This window comes from Shewanella oncorhynchi (genome assembly GCF_012584455.1).
GTDB classification, from domain to species: domain Bacteria; phylum Pseudomonadota; class Gammaproteobacteria; order Enterobacterales; family Shewanellaceae; genus Shewanella; species Shewanella oncorhynchi.
Genome location: NZ_JABAEB010000006.1, coordinates 207,077 through 224,822, shown reverse-complemented (window position 1 = coordinate 224,822; position 17,746 = coordinate 207,077). Strand labels below are relative to the sequence as shown.

The 17,746-nt window shown below is 39.7% G+C and carries 14 protein-coding genes; 11 read left to right on the top strand and 3 right to left on the bottom strand.

Going from position 1 to position 17,746, the window contains the following annotated elements:
* The first annotated feature begins 143 nt into the window (after positions 1-143).
* The 3 genes from HGO26_RS11765 (at position 144) to HGO26_RS11755 (ending at position 3,448) form a co-directional block, all read left to right on the top strand.
* Positions 144-1,172 (top strand): porin, encoded by a 1,029-nt coding sequence (locus HGO26_RS11765; protein ID WP_168825356.1) that lies wholly within the window; start codon positions 144-146, stop codon positions 1,170-1,172.
* Positions 1,173-1,295: 123 nt separating this feature from the next.
* On the top strand, positions 1,296-2,177 hold the full coding sequence (locus tag HGO26_RS11760; protein ID WP_168825354.1) for a LysR family transcriptional regulator: 882 nt from the start codon (positions 1,296-1,298) through the stop codon (positions 2,175-2,177).
* A gap of 44 nt (positions 2,178-2,221) precedes the next feature.
* Positions 2,222-3,448 (top strand): DUF819 family protein, encoded by a 1,227-nt coding sequence (locus HGO26_RS11755; protein WP_168825352.1) that lies wholly within the window; start codon positions 2,222-2,224, stop codon positions 3,446-3,448.
* Between the two features lie 842 nt (positions 3,449-4,290).
* Here HGO26_RS11755 and HGO26_RS11750 read toward each other — a convergent pair.
* Positions 4,291-5,058 (bottom strand): TetR/AcrR family transcriptional regulator, encoded by a 768-nt coding sequence (locus tag HGO26_RS11750; RefSeq protein WP_105252712.1) that lies wholly within the window; start codon positions 5,056-5,058, stop codon positions 4,291-4,293.
* 346 nt (positions 5,059-5,404) lie between these two features.
* Between HGO26_RS11750 and HGO26_RS11745 the strand changes: the two genes are divergently transcribed.
* From HGO26_RS11745 to HGO26_RS11725, 5 genes are all read left to right on the top strand, one after another.
* Entirely contained in the window at positions 5,405-6,925 is a 1,521-nt protein-coding gene (locus HGO26_RS11745) for a flavocytochrome c (protein WP_168825350.1), read from the top strand.
* Between the two features lie 5 nt (positions 6,926-6,930).
* Positions 6,931-7,299 (top strand): cytochrome c3 family protein, encoded by a 369-nt coding sequence (locus HGO26_RS11740; RefSeq protein ID WP_012089430.1) that lies wholly within the window; start codon positions 6,931-6,933, stop codon positions 7,297-7,299.
* Positions 7,300-7,339: 40 nt separating this feature from the next.
* Positions 7,340-8,476 carry a membrane protein gene (locus HGO26_RS11735; protein WP_028759674.1) on the top strand — a complete coding sequence of 379 codons (1,137 nt, stop codon included), beginning with the start codon at positions 7,340-7,342 and terminating at the stop codon, positions 8,474-8,476.
* A gap of 127 nt (positions 8,477-8,603) precedes the next feature.
* Positions 8,604-9,719 carry a hypothetical protein gene (locus HGO26_RS11730; protein WP_168825348.1) on the top strand — a complete coding sequence of 372 codons (1,116 nt, stop codon included), beginning with the start codon at positions 8,604-8,606 and terminating at the stop codon, positions 9,717-9,719.
* A 174-nt stretch (positions 9,720-9,893) separates the two neighbouring features.
* Positions 9,894-10,637, top strand: a complete 744-nt coding sequence (locus tag HGO26_RS11725) for a cupin domain-containing protein (protein WP_028759672.1) — start codon at positions 9,894-9,896, stop codon at positions 10,635-10,637.
* A gap of 2,024 nt (positions 10,638-12,661) precedes the next feature.
* Here the strand turns inward: HGO26_RS11725 and HGO26_RS11720 are convergent.
* The gene (locus HGO26_RS11720) at positions 12,662-13,231 is read right to left on the bottom strand and encodes a CBS domain-containing protein (RefSeq protein WP_028759671.1); all 570 of its coding nucleotides are present in this window, start codon (positions 13,229-13,231) and stop codon (positions 12,662-12,664) included.
* A 642-nt stretch (positions 13,232-13,873) separates the two neighbouring features.
* Here HGO26_RS11720 and HGO26_RS11715 point away from each other — a divergent pair.
* Positions 13,874-14,863 carry a TerC family protein gene (locus tag HGO26_RS11715; RefSeq protein WP_168825346.1) on the top strand — a complete coding sequence of 330 codons (990 nt, stop codon included), beginning with the start codon at positions 13,874-13,876 and terminating at the stop codon, positions 14,861-14,863.
* Positions 14,864-15,038: 175 nt separating this feature from the next.
* On the opposite strand, the gene HGO26_RS11710 is transcribed toward HGO26_RS11715, so the two are convergent.
* Positions 15,039-15,275, bottom strand: a complete 237-nt coding sequence (locus HGO26_RS11710; protein WP_028759669.1) for a thioredoxin family protein — start codon at positions 15,273-15,275, stop codon at positions 15,039-15,041.
* Between the two features lie 442 nt (positions 15,276-15,717).
* Here HGO26_RS11710 and HGO26_RS11705 point away from each other — a divergent pair, with 442 nt between their 5' ends.
* Complete coding sequence (locus tag HGO26_RS11705; RefSeq protein ID WP_168825344.1) at positions 15,718-16,362, top strand: potassium channel family protein; 645 nt, start codon at positions 15,718-15,720, stop codon at positions 16,360-16,362.
* Between the two features lie 2 nt (positions 16,363-16,364).
* On the top strand, positions 16,365-17,729 hold the full coding sequence (locus HGO26_RS11700) for a TrkH family potassium uptake protein (RefSeq protein ID WP_168825342.1): 1,365 nt from the start codon (positions 16,365-16,367) through the stop codon (positions 17,727-17,729).
* The last annotated feature ends 17 nt before the right edge of the window (positions 17,730-17,746 follow it).

Sequence of the window (17,746 nt, the reverse complement as noted above, 5' to 3'; positions counted from 1 at the left end):
TTGAAATTATTAAATATAACTTAACACACTTTAAGTTATGCTTAACTCGATATTTTTGTTGATTAGATGTGATCTAAAGCGGAGATGTGTTTTCTTAAATCTCTAATATGGCATTGCTTTTACATTCTAAAAAGGTGATGTCGATGAAAAACACTAAATATATTGGTTTTAGTTTTATTTTAATTTGTTCAACTCCAGCTTTATCTGAGCCACTAGATTTTTATGGAAGACTGTGGCTTGGTGTGGCCAACTCAAGTAATGGTCTTTCTGGTAACGAAAAAGTTGATGGATTTTCCCTTGAAAATTATGCATCATATTTAGGCGTTAAAGGTGAGTATAGTGTATATGATAATTTTAGCTTGTTATATAAATTTGAAGCAGGGATAGAAAGCTTTGATAACGATGATTCTAATATTTTCAAACCGAGAAACTCATACTTAGGTTTTAAAACTAACTATGGTTCAGCTGTTTTCGGAAGAAATGATACCGTTTTTAAAAGTGCTGAAGGTAAAGTGGATTTATTTAATATTACCTCAAGCGATATGAATATGATCATTGCAGGTAACGATAGATTAGGCGATTCGGTAACATTAAATAGCGCTAAGGTCGCAGGTGTTACTATGGGTATTAGTTATGTTTTTGATAAGGATTTTAATCAAAAAAATCCAGAACTTTCTGATAAACAAAACAATTATGCAATTAGTTTTTCCCTAGGCGATGCAGCACTTAAAAAGAATAGTCACTATATTTCAATAGCCTATGCTGATGGATTGAACCAGTTAGAGGCAACAAGACTGGTAGGTGGTGTTGCTATTTCATCCGTAAAATTGGGGGCTATGTACCAGCGCTCTGAGTCAAGTATTTATGATAATATTAAAGGTAACTCCTACCTGTTAAGTATGGTTGTTCCTATTAATAAATATGATATAAAATTTCAATATTTAAAAGATGATACTGGGCTGGGTAAAGTGACAAAAAATGCCGGAGCAGATCTAAAAACACTAAAAGAGAGTGATGCAAGTCAATATTCAGTAGGCGTTGATTTTAAGGCTCAAAAGGATTTGACTTTTGGGGTAGGTATTTCCTATTTTGATGGTGACTATACTGACGCCAAAGGACATACTGAGTTTGATGACACTCTCATTTTTGTATCTACAAGATATCTATTTTAACCTCTATAGATAAAGCGGCTAAATAGCCGCTTTATAAAAATCAGATATTTATCATGTTAATTATTTATCGTTTTAAACTATTATACTGCTAGTATAACTGATTTTCACCTCGCGGAGCATTTGATGCGGATAACATTAAGACAATTGATGATCTTTAAAGCCATACATTCTGAGAGGCAGATCTCAAAAGCGGCAAAAGTACTTCATATGTCAACGCCTGCTGTAAGTATGGCACTTAAAGAATTAGAAAGTTCTTTAGGCTGCAGATTATTTGAGCGAGTGGCGGGAGGTTTAGTTGTAAATGCGCATGGAGAAATAATATTACCTTATGCTAATGAAATGCTATCCAAGGGAAAAGAGTTAGAAAATATATTTTCATTCCCTGAACATGGCATTAAGGGGACGTTAACCATTGGGAGCAGTAAGACTGCTGGTAACTATGTATTATCTAAAAAAATTCCATTATTTAAGAACCAATATCCCGATGTAAAAATAAAACTAGTCATTGATAATAGTTTAGTTATTGAAAAAATGGTTTCAGAAAAAGAACTAGACTTAGGCTTTATTGATGCTAAACCCGCGAGTAAAAATCTCATTTGTGAGCATTGGTTACAAGATAATCTTTGCATTGTGAGTGGCGTAACTCATCCTGCTGCAAATGGTTTAAATACAAAATCTTGGCTTAGTGAACAATTGTGGATATTCGACCATGAATCATCGTTCTCTCGAATTCGTGCAATTCAGTTATTAAAAAGCTTAAATATCCACGTTCGTGATGAAATCTGCATGTCAACCATTGGCTCTATTAAAAGGGCAATTGAAACAGGTATAGGTTTGAGTGTATTACCCCTATTAGCGATTGACGCTGAATTAGCAAGAAAAGACCTTATTTTATTACCTGTGGATGGATGGGATTACAAACGAACTTATTGGTCAATTCAGCGTGAAGGAGAAGAATTATCTGCATTAAGCATGAGTTTCCTGGCCTTTAGTAAGCTACTGTAAAATATAATATATATATACCAGCTATTCTTACTAGGTGAATTAAATTGATATCATCAGATCTTGGAATAGGATTTTTTTTAGTCTTTTTACTATGTAGTTTATTTTATACACACATATCCTCTATTACACTTTTTAAGCAAATTTATCGTATTTTTCCACTGATGCTAATGTGCTACGCCTTACCTGCCATCTTTAGCTCGCTAAATATTATTGATGCAAGTCATAGTCAACTTAGCGAAATGGCAAAAACACACTTAATGCCCGGTTGTTTATTTTTGCTGATTTTAGGCACCGATTTCTTTGCTCTCAGTTTAGTGGGAAAAAAACTTCTCGGTATGTACGTGCTAGGTGCTGTGAGCATCTGTATTGGCGGTCCATTAAGCCTATGGTTAGGCTCTATATTTTTTCCGAACGAACTCGTCTGGCAGGGAGATAATGCTGCTTGGAAAGGCATGTCAACACTGATGGCAAACTGGCTTGGCGGAACCGCCAATCAATTGGCTGTAAAAGAAATCCACAGTGTCGGTGATGCCGTATTTGCGGTAATGATGGCTATTAATATTCTTTTTTCCGGTATATGGATGGTTATATTACTTTTCATTGCAGAACGCCAAGATAAAATCGATGATTTCCTGAAAGCTAATAAAAGCTATAGACCGATATTTTGCACTGACATCAAACGTAAAGTGATAGGAAAACAAACAAGCTATTATTGGATTCTGATATTGAGCTTGACTTTTTTCATTGTAATTCTCTTTAGTGAAAAATTATCATCTTTCCTTGCAACAAGAATCGCTAATAGTTTCCCACACTTATTTAAATACAATCTTACTTCTGAATTTTTTTGGTCAGTATTAATTGCAACTTTTTTAGGATTATTATTTTCATTAACAAATGCAAGACATGTGTTAGTCAAGAAAACTCAGCAGGCAGCTCTTTTTTTTATCTATATCATGATAATGTTGATGGGGTTGAACTTTGATATTAGCGCATTGAGCGCCGCGCCCTATTACGTTTGTATCGCTCTTATTTGGTTCTCTATACACATTATTATCTTATTTATTTTTACTGTATTTTTTCGATTACCTATCATGTACTTCGCGATCGCGAGTCAGTGTAATATTGGTGGTGCGGCTTCTGCACCAGTTATCGCCAGTGCTTTTCACCCAAGGCTGGCTTCCGCTGCTTTATTGATGGCAGTTTGGGGTTATACTTGGGCGTCTTTGTTGGCGTGGTATTTGGGTTTTTTAATGCAGTTTATTCAACCATAAGATGGGAACAAAAAGTGTGTCCAACTAATTTTTTGCTCCCAATAAATGCCACTCCTGAATCTTCAAAGCACTACCCAAAGCTTTCAGCAAATTTCTATTTAACTATACAACTTATCCATTAACCCTCAATCAATTAAACCTCGGGGTGATTCAACACTGTGATAAAGTCGCAGCTATGCGCGGCCTGCCCATATTTGTTATGTTTTTTTCATGATTCAAACTGGGACACTTTACCATGCATATACCTCAGTCTTTTGGCGTGCTTAAAAAGAACTTTAAAATCGCATAAAAATAAAAAAGCCTGCAAACGATTAAGTTTGCAGGCTTTTTAACTCTTATAAAAAGAGGAATTTGGTCGGTATGAGAGGATTCGAACCTCCGACCCCTGACACCCCATGACAGTGAATCACCAAATCATAACCAACTGAATTTAAACATAAATTTTGTGATTTTTCACGTTTTAATTACCCTAATAATTTATGTGCATTTACATGCAAATGCGAAATGTGCAGCCTGTGTATTCAATAGCTTACACTGTATTTGACCGTATAATTTGCACTATTTTTAGCACTAGTAAATCTAATCTGTTTTTTAAATGAATATTTCATGCTGGAAATATGAACAGCTAACGAATTATTTGCAAGCATACCTAGCCTGATGACTTTATTCAGGCCAACCTCTCACCAACTTTATCTAAGAACATAATAAAGTTTGATCAAAAATTAGATTACTATGAAGAGCCGCAACACACTAGTTTGATAAATTATCCGTAAAAGAAACCATTCTTCTGAGTTGAATTTGGGCACAAGTATAAAACCTACTGAAACAGAGCTTTGTTGATTTCAATCACCGTTACCCCCAACACCATTTGTACAAGACAGCGCACTACATGCAGCGCAACTCATATGATCACGATAATGTTGGTCGAAGAACTTAATCGTTCTGGCCTCTAAAGAATCATATAATTCTGGGGTTAAGGGCATTTTCCACTTATATTGCCCCATCAATTTAGCCAAATGTCGGTAACAGGTTTCGCGACGATTAGAAAGGTATTCTGGCGCGATAAGCTGGCTCTCAAATTGAGTTAACGCCCCGGTTAAATAAAAGGTGATGCCCTGTACTAACTCTTTTACCTGTAATGGTGTCGCCTCTAATTCCCCTTTTTCTACTGCTAGATTGAGCGAGTCAGTAAACCAGCCCCAGAACGCATTAATGCGCTTTTTAAAGCGTTCGACTTTTTCATCACTAGCAAGTTGCCATACCATGGTATTAACAGAAACAGAACGTAACGTTGCAAAGCTTTTGCTGCGTTTTATCGTTTCAAAGGTAAATAGAATTGGCAACAATACTCGTTCTTTAGCCGTTAATTCAGGATTTTTATTAATAAAAATTGGCAAGTGATTAGAGGTTGCACTTCTTAGGAACAGACAAACTAAAACGTCTTCTTTACGTTCAAAAAATTTGTACAAGGTGCCAGTAGAACAACCGACTTCTTTGGCTAGTTGAGAAAACTTAAAAGAGACGATGCCTTGCGACTCAATCAACAGCTCAGCTGCATCCAGTATTTGATTGCACCTTAAAATAGATAGTGTGTCAGAAGGACATTTCATGCACTAAACCCAAATAAAACGCTAAGTAAGCGTGAATTATGCGTTGTTAACTTATGCCTGTTATAGGGTAAGGATGACTAATCGGGATAAAGCTCACGCAAGTGAACATTTTATTTATGTTCTTTGTGAGTTACCTCAAGCATACATTGCAACAACAAGTTTTTTTCATAGATTAAAATCCCTTCACTTACATTTTTGTTGCAAAAAACTTTCATTTTCAAAAAAGATTATTCTAGACATAACTCACGAATAAGTTTGCCACTCCAAAAAAGCCGTGACTTAGTTCACCTTTAGCCTGCCCCATAGCCTCTATCTTGCTTGCATTCTGAAGTAGAGGGTGAACAACATGCATAATAGAAGAAACTTTTTAAAACTGGGTGCAGGTGCAGCTATTGGCGGTATTGCAGCCGCACTGCCAAGTGCAGTATCAGCTAACGAGTGCACATCAAACATAAAATGGGATGAAACACGCGATGTTATCGTCGTGGGTTCAGGTTTCGCGGGTTTATCTGCTTCACTCAATTCTAAACGCCAAGGTCTTGGTTCCGTACTTGTATTGGAAAAAATGCAAGTCATTGGCGGTAACTCTGCGATTAATGGCGGTTGGCTAGCCATTCCCAAAAATCCAATCCAATTAGCCCAAGGCATTCAAGATGATTCGCCAGAGGAACTGGTTAAAGATCAGATCATTTCTGGCCGCGGTATGCAAAATACTGACATGTTGCGCCAAATGGCTAATCGCGCACTGGATGCCTATGACCTGTGTATTAATGCAGGAGTAAAGTTTCGCGAAGGATTTAACCAGCAAGTGGGTGGACATAATAAAGCACGAGCGATTCGTACCCAACACGGTGTGGGCGGCGATATCACCACTAAACTTTATGAAGTGGGTAAAAAAGAAGGAGTTGAATATCGTCTGCAACACTATGTTGAAGATTTCATCATGGATGGTCAGGAAATTATCGGCCTCAAAGTTCGCCAAAATTATCGTTTCCCCGATCTCAAAACCGGCAAAACAATCTATATCAAAGCTAACAAGGCCGTTATCCTTGCCCACGGTGGTTTTTCTCGAAATTTAAAACTGCGTGAGCTGGTTGATCCATCGCTTGATAAGACACTTGATTGCACCAATGCGCTAGGAGCGACTGGAGAAGTCACCCTTACAGCCATGGCACACGGTGCACTGCCTATACATATGAGCTTTATTCAAACTGGCCACTGGGGTTCGCCTGATGAAGGCGGCTTCGGTTGGTCAAATGCGTTACTGTCGATTGGTTTCCATAAGGGCATTTCCGTCAATGTTCTTGATGGTAAACGGTTTATGAATGAACGTGCCGACAGAAAAACCTGCTCTGACGCCATAATGAAAAACCGTAATGCAGATGGTTCCCCCGCTTATCCTGTCGTGTTTTTTAATCATGATGACCATGTTGGCGATGAACGCGTCACCCGTGCCGTGCGTGACCAAATTGCCTGGAAAGTCGATAGCCTAGAGCAATTAGCTAAGCAGTTTAATATCCCACTAAATGAGTTAAAACAAACCGTTACTGAGTACAACCAACAAGTACCTAAAGGTGTTGATCCACTCTTTGGCCGCATGATGGATACGGCTGTACAGTTGAAACCTCCCTTTATTGTCTCGCGGATCTGGCCAAAAGTGCATTACTGCATGGGAGGATTAAAAACCGATTTAGGTGCCCGTGTTATGCACAGTCAATCGTTAACGACAATTAAGAAACTGTATGCAGTTGGTGAAGCGACCGGTGGTACACATGGTGGAACACGTTTAAGTTCAACGGCATGCCTAGAGTGCTTGACGATGGGAATTATCGTATCTGAAACCATCAAATCTGACATGCAGGCTTAAATATTATGAATAAATTACTACTAACACTCCTTATTGGATTCGTATTTGCTGGCAATGTAAACGCCGGAGAGCTGGTCAAAATGAAAGGCAGTACTCAAGGCCGAGTAAATCATGAGTCTCTCTATCAAGAAGGCTGTAAAAGCTGTCACCAAGGTTCAGGTAAGCAAAATGCTACCGACGCAGCGTGCGTTGAATGTCACGGTGACATAACCAGTATCCCCGTTGACGAGAAAAAGCTACCGATCCCAGAGGCTCATCCGCACAAATCGTTGCACTACAACGAAGGTGCAAGCTGCTTAGCCTGCCACGCTGAACACGAAAAAAAGGCCCCAGTTTGTGCTGAATGCCACCGTACTTGGTTCAAAGAAATGTAAATTAATTATTAAAATTCAAATACTAAAATAAAAGGTAACGATGATGAAACAATCCACTCGGTTTATGCTGTCCATGGTTGCAACTGCAATGGCCATGTCGAGTTCAGCCGCTTTTGCTGCAGAACAACAAGAAGATGGTATTAACGTTGGCGGTGCAGTGCGTGTTAACTATGGTTATAAAGATTATGACAAAGCCTCAAAAGACAAAGGCGGCGATTTTAATTTTGATATGGCCGCAATTAAATTTGATGGTAAAAAAGGCGACTTCGGTTTAGCCGCAGAATACCGTTTTACTTCAGGCACTAACTATATCAAGTACGGTTATGGTTACTACAACATTGATCCAGACTGGCAACTGCAATTTGGTATCAACAAGGTCCCCTTTGGTAATCGCGAGTTTATTTCTAACAGTTGGTGGTTTGGTCTACCTTACTACTTAGGTTTTGAGGATGATCATGATATCGGTCTTAAAGCCACTTACGAAAAAAATGGCTGGCATACTGATTTAGCCTTTTACAAAAATGCTGAATATGGTGCGACCGAGAACAAGCGTTATTCGACCGATTTGTATACCGGTACCATCAATGGCACTGAGTATCACAATGAAGAGACTAACCAGTTAAACGTGCGCCAAACTTATACAACAGAATACGAAGGTGGCTCGACTACCTTTGGTGGCTCTGTGCAGTATGGCCAAATCTACAACAACGAGACAGGCAACAATGGCGATCGCTATGCCGTAGCATTGCATTTAGACAGCAGCTACAAAGGCTGGAATTTACAAATGCAAGCCATGCAATATGAATACGATGCTGCAGATGCTATCGACTCCAATAAAATTGGCGTGTCAGTAGTGAGCTGGCAGTATGAAATTGCTTCTAAGGGCCAAGCCTATAACATCAACATTGCCAAAACCGTGAACACAGATTGGGGTAGCATTAAGTTCTACAACGACTTTGGTTTAATGACGCCAGATGTTGATGATGATAGCTACGATAACAGTATGCAAAACGTCACTGGTATGGCGATTTCTGCAGGTCCTACCTACACAATGATCGACTTTGTTATGGGTAAAAATATGACCTTCTCTACTGCCAATAACGACCATGTTGGATTACCGGAAGTCGGTAATGATTGGGATAAACGCATTAACATCAACTTTGGCTATTATTTCTAACTCTCCATTCTAACTCTTGTTTGTAATAATCAAGTCGATCGGGACGTTCCTGCGGTTTTGATCGACCCTTCTTTTTATGCCCTATTTATTAGGGCATTTTTTATTTTTCAATGTGATTTAGCCAACCATGAAGCAACACACTTTACTCGCCTTATCCCTATTTTTTATTCCGTTTTCACCACTCTATGGAACAGAGTTACAAATGGGGGGATTTATTAAGGCAAACGCACGTTATGTTGAAGGTAATCTGAAGTTTCAAGACAGTTGGACAGGTGGAGGTTCTTTCGCGGATAACACTAAACGTACTCAATTCAGTGCGCAAGAAAGTCGCGTAAATATGACCATCACCTCAAATGAAGTTCAAGCCTTTGCTGAAATCGACTTTGTTGGCTCGGCGCAGGGTAATCCGATCATCTCCAATTCCTACAGCCCCCGCCTAAGGCACGCATTTATATCCTACCAAGGCGTAACGGCTGGGCAAACTTGGTCCACCTTAGTCAATACCAGCACCTTTGCTGAAACGGCCGATTTAGGCGGGCCATTAGTTGGTCAAGCCATGATAAGACAAGCGCTGGTACGTTATGACGCAGCCCATTGGCAGTTTGCCCTAGAAAACCCCTACACCTACGGAACTCAAGCACCAGAACAAGCAAGTGCACAAACTAAATTCGCCACAGCACTCACGTCAACAGAACCGCTATGGATTGATACCAACCATGATTATCTGCCAGACATGATCGTTCGTTACAACCAATCGGGTGACTGGGGTAATGTGTCGATATCAGGTTTACTAAGATATTTAGACTCTGCCGATACAGCCCAATGGGGTGGTGGTACATCAATAGCGGCAAAAATACATTCCATAGGGAAAGATGATCTTCGTATTCAATTGCACTATGGTCATTTAGGGCGCTATGTAGGAACCGATGCAGCTAGAGATATCACAGATGGGCAATTAGAAAATTCTTTATCCGTCATGTTCGCCTATAGGCACTTTTGGACCCAACACACACGTTCAAGTATCTTTTATGGGCACACATCCACAAAAGTAGAACAAACAGATCGCAGTCATTTTGGGGTTAACTTATTCACCAATTTAACCCAATCACTCACTTTAGGCGCTGAAATAGGTCGTTATCAAATGCAAGACAATATCACTTCTCTTGTGCCCACAGTATCCCAGCCCAGGGCAACTCAGGGAGCCTCCAACTATGCACAAGTCAGTCTGCAATTCCATTTCTAATGCTGGGGTCGCAGATAAGATTATTCGCGAGCAGAGTCACGAATAAGTTTGCCACTGAAAACATGACGTGATCCATTTCACCTTTGCGGTAGACCAATCTCTTTATTGTTAGTGACAGAACAATAATACCAACACAATACCGCCATTTTAAAAATTAAGACAATAGGATAGATAATGATGAAATTAAAAATGCTTTTTGGAATCGCCGCATTGGCATCAACGGCAGCTATGGCGCAAGGCCCACAATGTAACCATGCACAACTTCCATACCAACAAATGACACCAGTGCCAGCGGACAGTACTCCTTATGTCCCACAAGATACTATGCCTGAGCAATGTCGTAACCCAGAAATTGAAGCTTATATTACTGATTGGGAAGCAGGCAAAATCGATTTTAATACCATTAAACCCAACGACAGCATCGCCGCGGATCAACGTTTCTGTAAAACCTTGGATGATAATGGCAATGTCCTAGAAGCAAAAAACTGCGACCCTAAAAACTCTCCCGTTGGCTATATTTGGAAAGAATTGTCTGACAGCCCAGTTGTTATCGGTATTACTAATGGTGGCAAGTCAGATCATGAGCCGCACTTTCATGGCCAACCTGAGTGTTATTACGTCGTAAATGGCACAAGTAAAACATTAGCAAACAATAAATTTGAAACCCTAGCTAAAGGTCAATACTTCTACATACCTGGGGCTCATATCCACAACACGCCAATTTTAAACAAAGAGGGTTTAGGCGTGTTCTACTGGTATCCGAATAATGCTCACTTTGATGGTTTTAAATACTATTGGCGCAAAGATGTGAAAAACTTGAGAGTGGCTGAAGAAGCCTTTGATCGTGTTGATGCCATTCGTAAACGTGATCTTAACCTAGGCCCATACGGTACAAACGAAGCATTCTTTAAAAAATAAGCCAAATTGAAATAAACCACCTTCCTAAGAAGGTGGTTTAGCCCTCTTTGCTCCGCTTATATCGCCACTACCTCATCCTCCGAAGTAAAAAAATGGAGATATAACATTGGCGCATAAAGCAAAGATCAAAGGATCACAAAATCGATCTGTCGAAGTTGGTATATCCGAGCACACCTATTTTTTGAGCTTCGGAGAAAGTAAGGAGAATAATTATTTATAATCAACACCATATATAGCGTTCAATATTATGAACGCCCCCTAAAAGCCCGCTAATAAAACAACAACCAAGCCCTCTAAAATCCTCATATGTAGTGAAGCACTGCGCGTCACTGCCCCCGCAATCAACCGCGCCGGAAGGACCCGCGATGATAATGGTTCGCATCTACTTAGAGTTGAGAGCGATTCTCATCATCATAAAGTGTCGCGTTCGATTTCAATCAAACCGTGAGCATCGGCGAGACACAAAATCCGCCCATCTGAAAATCAAAATTCCTCATAATTGCACATGATCATCGCTCCATTCCTATCCATGCAGGATGACTAATATAGGTAAAGATAACGAGTCTGGCACTCGGTTAAAATGAGCCTAGTCCTAGACAGAAGCAATTCACCTAAAACCGTCTAAAACCGTTTAAAACCTTGGCTTTTACCCTCTTAACCCTATTGCCAGCATTTAACACAAAAGCAACAAATGCACGCTATTGCATCCTTCCTTAGGGTTGATGCAATGACTCGCCTGTAGCCCTACTGCTGCATGGGCTAGAGTGCTCCCAACTTTTTGAGGCTATCTAGGGATTATCTAGGCCGCATCGAAAAACGGTTGAACCATATTGGTGCAATACACTGAACAACACCCATTGAATAGAAACATATCAATAACAATTAAAACTAAGGCAGCATGAGCCTAAAAACGCGTTCAATCACTCAGAAACAGTGTGCAGATCATCCCAGTTCGTCTGCTTTCGATGACTAAAAACGGGGAGCGGATAACGCCTTCGCAGGATGAGGCCGCGACCGAAACAGTGAGCCGAATAGAAGGATCCATTTAGGCGCCATCAATTCACCCAGAACTACCAAAAAACTCACCTTTTGCCCTACCCTTTACGCCCTTGAAGCGTTAACACAAAAGCAACAAAAGTGAGTCGTTGCATCCTCCTGTAGGGTTGATGCAACGACTAGCCTGTAGCCCTACTGCTGCATGGGTTTGAGCGCTCCCAACTTTTTGAGGCTATCTAGGGATTATCTAGGCCGCATCGAAGTACTGTTGAACTCTAATGGTGTAATACACCTATCGCATAACAACACACATGTAACAAATAAAACTAAGGAAACGTGCGATATCCTCCACTCACCATCGCTGTACAACACGCCTATATCTGCCCTATCAATGCCGGCTGCACCCACAGACATTAGCAAATGCCTGAACGACTAAAACATCTGCAGGTAAAGCAGCTAACAAAAAACATAAACATGCACATTGATACTAGGTATCAGCCCTATCCATCCCGTTATCTCAACAAGCAATTAGCCAGCGTGAGATTAACGGACACACCTGCAGGTCAACACAGCAGGATCGTAGGAACAAGCGGAACACCATGCTTAGGTACCGGCCATTATCGACCGTCATTAGCGTATTACTGCTCACAACTCATGATGTAAATTGGGATTGGGTAAAGCTGACGACTGGGCAAAAGCGTAACAAGATCGGGTGACACGTCTGCCGGTGAATGTGGTCAGCAAGCAAATAGGACACTGTGACAGCAAGGCTACGGAAATTTATCTGCAGGTGTTGAGTGAGGAACGAAATAGCTTAGTGGTGAATCACTTATAACAGTGTTACTTTTGAGCCAGTGATAAAGCATACAGAATCACTTGATCAATCACTGCTTAGTTTATAAATAACATTCGTTTACTGATGTATTTCAAATGTAATACTGCTCCGTATCAACTCTTTTAGGCTTGCATACTAAGCGAATTAATGCGGTTGGTTATCCAACCGCATTTCACTTGAATGCCTAACTGTACTAATGGTTGGTCGCTAGCTTATGGCTTTCATGTAATTGATGAACTATCTCAGCTGCGAAACTTTGTTTTGGCTGCGTAGGTAAGCATAGTCGTTCAGCAATATTATCACCGCTGATAATGCCACAAAGCTTATCGTCGGCATCGATAACCAATAATAGTCTTATAGAAGAAGCGCTTAAAGTATTTAAGACATCAGCTACAGTGGCAAACTGAAGTTCTAACAGGGTTACGGCTTGCAGTTTATCTCGGGGTAGCATTACATCTGCTAGTGTCAGCGAAAATGGCGTTACTGTTTTGCTGACTATGGGCAGTATACGATCCGAAGCAACTTCGGCAGAGCCGATGACTCCTTCCCAACGGCCTGACGGATTGATGACCAGAAATGTTATACCAGAGGTCGTCAATAGACGTTTTCTGGCATCTGCAACCGACATTTCCAGTGGCAAAGACCATAAGTGATGTTCGGCTATCTGCTGCATAGCTGCTATAGCGGGGCATTGGAGAGTGAGTGGATGATGTGCAACGTATAAAGGCGAAGAGTTAACATTAAAGGGATGCAAAGTTTTCATGATAAAAATCCTCAGTATATTAATTTAGTTATGTAAGGGATTAAATCGTTAAAAAACCAAGGGGGGAGCTTGTCCTATCGGCATTCCACGACAAAGACTTCCTAGCGCAGCATTGGACGGGAGAGTGTTCGAATGTTCATTGACTGAAAACTGAGTGATAATTGTCGATAATTGAGGTGTCAGCAGTTCATTGTTATCAGAAAGGGGTCGAAGTGAATTGAATGAAGGTTCTGAGGTAGGCAGAAGAGTAATGACGTGACTACTGTCAAGTAATGCTGAACTACCAGTAAACTCAACCTGGATAACTGATTTGGATGCACCAAGTAACACTGCAAGGCTATATAGCCAAACGACAAGATGCCTGAATAACATTCTGTGATCCTAGTCAATTATAAGTTACCGATTTCATGGTAAGAGGGATCTATGTTGGCTTGCAATCGCTTAAGGTATTATTAATAAACTTTAATTTTTCTCAGTAGTGCCAAATTTTGTATGCATTTTTGAGTAATCGACAATAAGTTATTTCCATTAACTAAATCATATACACTGTTTCTATTCTTTATGCGGGCATGCTTTGGTGAACCGAGGCTTCAAGTTATATTGATAAGTGTTAACTTCAGTTGAATGTGATTAAGGATACATATGGAATTTTTTTCCACCCTATTTGTGGGTTACCCGCTTTGGGTTTGGTTAATGTTTTTCGGTTTTGTGCTGGCGTTATTAGCCTTTGACCTTGGCGTATTGCACAAGGAGCAGCATGAAATTACTGTGGCTGAAAGTTTAAAGCTTTCAGCCTTTTATATCTGTATGGGCTTATTGTTTGGGGCTTGGCTCTGGTGGTACAAGGGCTCAACCGCTGGTATGGAATACCTAACGGGCTATCTGATTGAAAAATCACTGTCTATGGATAACGTATTTGTTATCGCGTTAATCTTCAGTAGCTTAGGTATCCCACGTTTATACCAACATAGAGTGCTTTTCTGGGGCATTATGGGCGTATTAGTGTTGCGCGCCATTATGATCGGTCTTGGTGCCGTGCTTGTTGCCCAGTATCAAGGTGTACTTGTGTTATTTGGACTCTTCTTGATTTTCACTGGCGTGAAAATGCTCTTCTCAAACGATGAGCACGGTGATATCCAAGATAATAAGTTTTACAAATGGTTACGCACTAAGATGCGTTTTACGCCAACGTTGCATAAAGAAAAATTCTGGGTACGGGGTGAAGAGCATCAGTTAACAAAAGGATGGTGGGCTACGCCGTTATTCTTGGCGTTGATCTTAGTAGAAACCGCGGATTTGGTGTTTGCAGTTGACAGTATTCCAGCTATTTTTGCGATTACCCAAGATCCTTTTATTGTCTATACCTCGAATATCTTCGCGATTCTGGGGCTACGAGCCTTGTATTTTGCTTTGGCAGCTATGGTGCACCGTTTCGAATACCTTAAGTATGCGCTGTCAGTGGTATTAGTATTTATTGGGGTGAAAGTGGGTCTAGTGTATTTTAACCATGAAGGGTTAGTGGATTTTAAAATCCCTACGGCACTTTCTTTAGGCGTTACCTTTGGCTTACTTGTCGCAGGTGTACTCTATTCACTTTGGAAAACACGTGATCAAGATAAGAACTGTCAATAGCCTGTGTTTTGTGATTAATGTTTTGTAAATTAATGATTTTATAAGGAGATACATCTTGTATCTCTTTTACGATGTATAGTTCTTGTACATTAATTTTGGGGTTCTGTTTAAATACTCGTATTGGTTAAGGATACCGTTCTATTGTATTTGGCTGCAATAGTGTAATGGTTCGGCGTTAAATTTTCAGCCATGACTCGACCATCTGTTGTTGGGGAGTAGAGCCCCAATGCACCAATCTTTCGTTAATGACAACTGCAGGTGAACTCACCACTCTATAGTCCATTATTATTTCTGGATTTGTCTCCATAATCAAATTAATACTGATACTATGATTATTAGCGATCGCAGTAATTAGTGCGGCAGTATTTGTGCATTTTTCACATCCCTTACCCAAAACTTTTATACACAGCATTTCACACTCTCACAATACGGGGTAACCTATTAGGTGCCGCTTAGGTGCCACTCGTTATGGCGATATAAGGCATTGCTTGTGACACTTCAAAAAATGCGTTTAAGGACCCAATTTATCGCTGCACTATGCCTTTTGGCCTTGTTTTAATCAATAAGAACTTCATTAAGATTGAGGTGGTTTTTATAAATTATTGTTAATCTTTGTTGCTGATTATTCTGTGTTGGAATCGTTATTCAATATCACATTTCCTGATTTTAGCTAATGGAGTTGTGACAAAATAGATGAGTGGAGGTTTTATCCAACAACACCACAATATTAATAATGCGATGAAAAATCAGACGAGTATGGAGTAGTATTGAATATGTACCAATAAGAGTATTGCTATAAAAAAAGCGTTAGGTTACTGTTCTGCTGTTTTTTTTATCCTGCATTTAGGACAGTTATGGCACATTTTACAGTGATTGGGCTCGGTCGTTTTGGTACTGCTGCATCGTTAGAATTAATCAATTTAGGGCATACTGTAACAGGAGTCGAACGAGATCCAAAGTTGGCAGAAAAGTATGTTGATGAATTAACTCAAACCGTTGTTTGTGATTCCACTGATGAAAATGCCTTACGTGAATTAGATCTTGAAAATAGTGAGGCTGTTTTAGTTGCTATTGGCGAAGATATGCAGTCAAGCTTATTGTGTACCTTAGCATTAAAAAATATTGGTGTAAAAAAAATATGGGTTAAGGCGAGTACTAAGGCTCATCACACGATTGTTTCTAAATTAGGCGTTAACCGCATAATTCACCCTGAAGAGGAAATGGGGATCCGCGTAGCACAGGCACTTAATTATCCGATGGTGAATAATTATTTACCATTAGGAAACGGTTTATACGTTGTTGAAGTTCATATACGAAATAAATTGCATAATACGCTTATATTCGAACTTTTAAAAGGCAGTGTTAAACCGATATTAGTTAAACGTGGCACTCAGGTTTTCTCTAGCTTTAACACTGACTTTTGTCTACATGAAGAGGATATATTATTACTTTATGGGACTCAAACTGAACTTAAATCTATTGCTCCAAGGTTAATCTAATCATGGTTTCTTGGCATCCATCGATTTATATAGCAAAGAAAACACCTAAAGCGGCAAAAAAAATACTGGCGGCTCCACCTTTAATACTGTCGGTGAGCTTTATTATTTTAATATTAATTGGCACTCTACTGCTTAAATTGCCAATAGCCACAACAGCCCCTGTTACTTGGAGTCAGAGTTTATTTAATGCAACTTCTGCAGTCACAGTGACAGGTTTAGTCGTTTTTGATGTAGGAACTGTATATACCACATTTGGACAGGTCATTGTTGCCCTATTAATTCAACTTGGTGGTTTAGGCATCATGACATTTGCTATTGTAACCTTGTTAGCTTTAGGCGGGAAAATTGGGTTTTTCCAAAATACTATAGCAAAAGAGGCTTATAATAGTACGAATAGTTCGACATTAGTGAATACTGCAAAGTCGGTATTCATTTTCTCTCTCTGTGTTGAATTAATTGGCATGTTGATTTTATCTATTTCTTGGTCAGATGAACTAGGTTGGAAAACGAGTCTGTTTCATGGTTTTTTTTACACAATATCTGCTTTTAATAATGCTGGTGTAGGGCTAAGTCCGGACAGTCTCATCCCCTATGTTGAAGATCCTGTTATCAATTTGACAATTACCGCATTATTTATTATTGGAGGCTTAGGGTTTAGTGTTTGGATTGACTTATGGCGTCAAAGACGCTGGGCTAAATTAACAACTTATAGCAAAATGATGATTATTGGGACGGTTATTATTAATGCTGTAGCCGTACTCGCTATTTATTGTATTGAATATAATAACCCTATGACTTTATCGCCATTATCTGAAACGGGTAAATGGCTAGCGTCTTGGTTCCAAGCTGTAACCCCAAGAACGGCTGGATTTAATACACTTCCGATAAATGAACTTGAAGATTCAACAACCGCATTAATGTTAATGTTAATGTTCATCGGTGGAGGTTCGTTAAGCACCGCAAGTGGCATAAAAGTCGTGACATTTATGGTGCTAATATTGGCAACTTATGGTTATTTAAGACGTTATGAAACTGTTTATGTTTATCATCGTGGTATATCTAAAGAGACAATAAGTAAAGCATTAGCACTGGCGATGATATCTGTTGGAACAATTTGGGCCTCTATATTTTTCTTATTACTCAGTGAGGATGCGCCAATGATAGATATTATTTTTGAAGCTGTATCTGCATTTGGGACCGTAGGATTGTCAAGGGGGTTAACACCTAATTTAACTATGGCTGGTCAATTCATTATAATATTTTTAATGTTTATGGGACGATTAGGCCCCTTAACTCTTGCCTATTTTTTAGCGAGCCCAAAATCTAAACGTATACGTTACCCCGAAACAAAATTAACCATTGGATAACGAAATGACGAGTTTGG

Excerpts from the sequence above, each read along its gene's own strand:
- HGO26_RS11740 (WP_012089430.1), top strand. The coding sequence starts at position 6,931 with ATGAATAAATTACTACTAACACTCCTTATTGGATTCGTATTTGCTGGC.
- HGO26_RS11750 (WP_105252712.1), bottom strand. The coding sequence starts at position 5,058 with ATGAAATGTCCTTCTGACACACTATCTATTTTAAGGTGCAATCAAATA.
- HGO26_RS11730 (WP_168825348.1), top strand. The coding sequence starts at position 8,604 with ATGAAGCAACACACTTTACTCGCCTTATCCCTATTTTTTATTCCGTTT.
- HGO26_RS11705 (WP_168825344.1), top strand. The coding sequence starts at position 15,718 with ATGGCACATTTTACAGTGATTGGGCTCGGTCGTTTTGGTACTGCTGCA.
- HGO26_RS11735 (WP_028759674.1), top strand. The coding sequence starts at position 7,340 with ATGATGAAACAATCCACTCGGTTTATGCTGTCCATGGTTGCAACTGCA.
- HGO26_RS11700 (WP_168825342.1), top strand. The coding sequence starts at position 16,365 with ATGGTTTCTTGGCATCCATCGATTTATATAGCAAAGAAAACACCTAAA.
- HGO26_RS11710 (WP_028759669.1), bottom strand. The coding sequence starts at position 15,275 with ATGCTGTGTATAAAAGTTTTGGGTAAGGGATGTGAAAAATGCACAAAT.
- HGO26_RS11745 (WP_168825350.1), top strand. The coding sequence starts at position 5,405 with ATGCATAATAGAAGAAACTTTTTAAAACTGGGTGCAGGTGCAGCTATT.
- HGO26_RS11715 (WP_168825346.1), top strand. The coding sequence starts at position 13,874 with ATGGAATTTTTTTCCACCCTATTTGTGGGTTACCCGCTTTGGGTTTGG.
- HGO26_RS11760 (WP_168825354.1), top strand. The coding sequence starts at position 1,296 with ATGCGGATAACATTAAGACAATTGATGATCTTTAAAGCCATACATTCT.
- HGO26_RS11765 (WP_168825356.1), top strand. The coding sequence starts at position 144 with ATGAAAAACACTAAATATATTGGTTTTAGTTTTATTTTAATTTGTTCA.
- HGO26_RS11725 (WP_028759672.1), top strand. The coding sequence starts at position 9,894 with ATGATGAAATTAAAAATGCTTTTTGGAATCGCCGCATTGGCATCAACG.
- HGO26_RS11720 (WP_028759671.1), bottom strand. The coding sequence starts at position 13,231 with ATGAAAACTTTGCATCCCTTTAATGTTAACTCTTCGCCTTTATACGTT.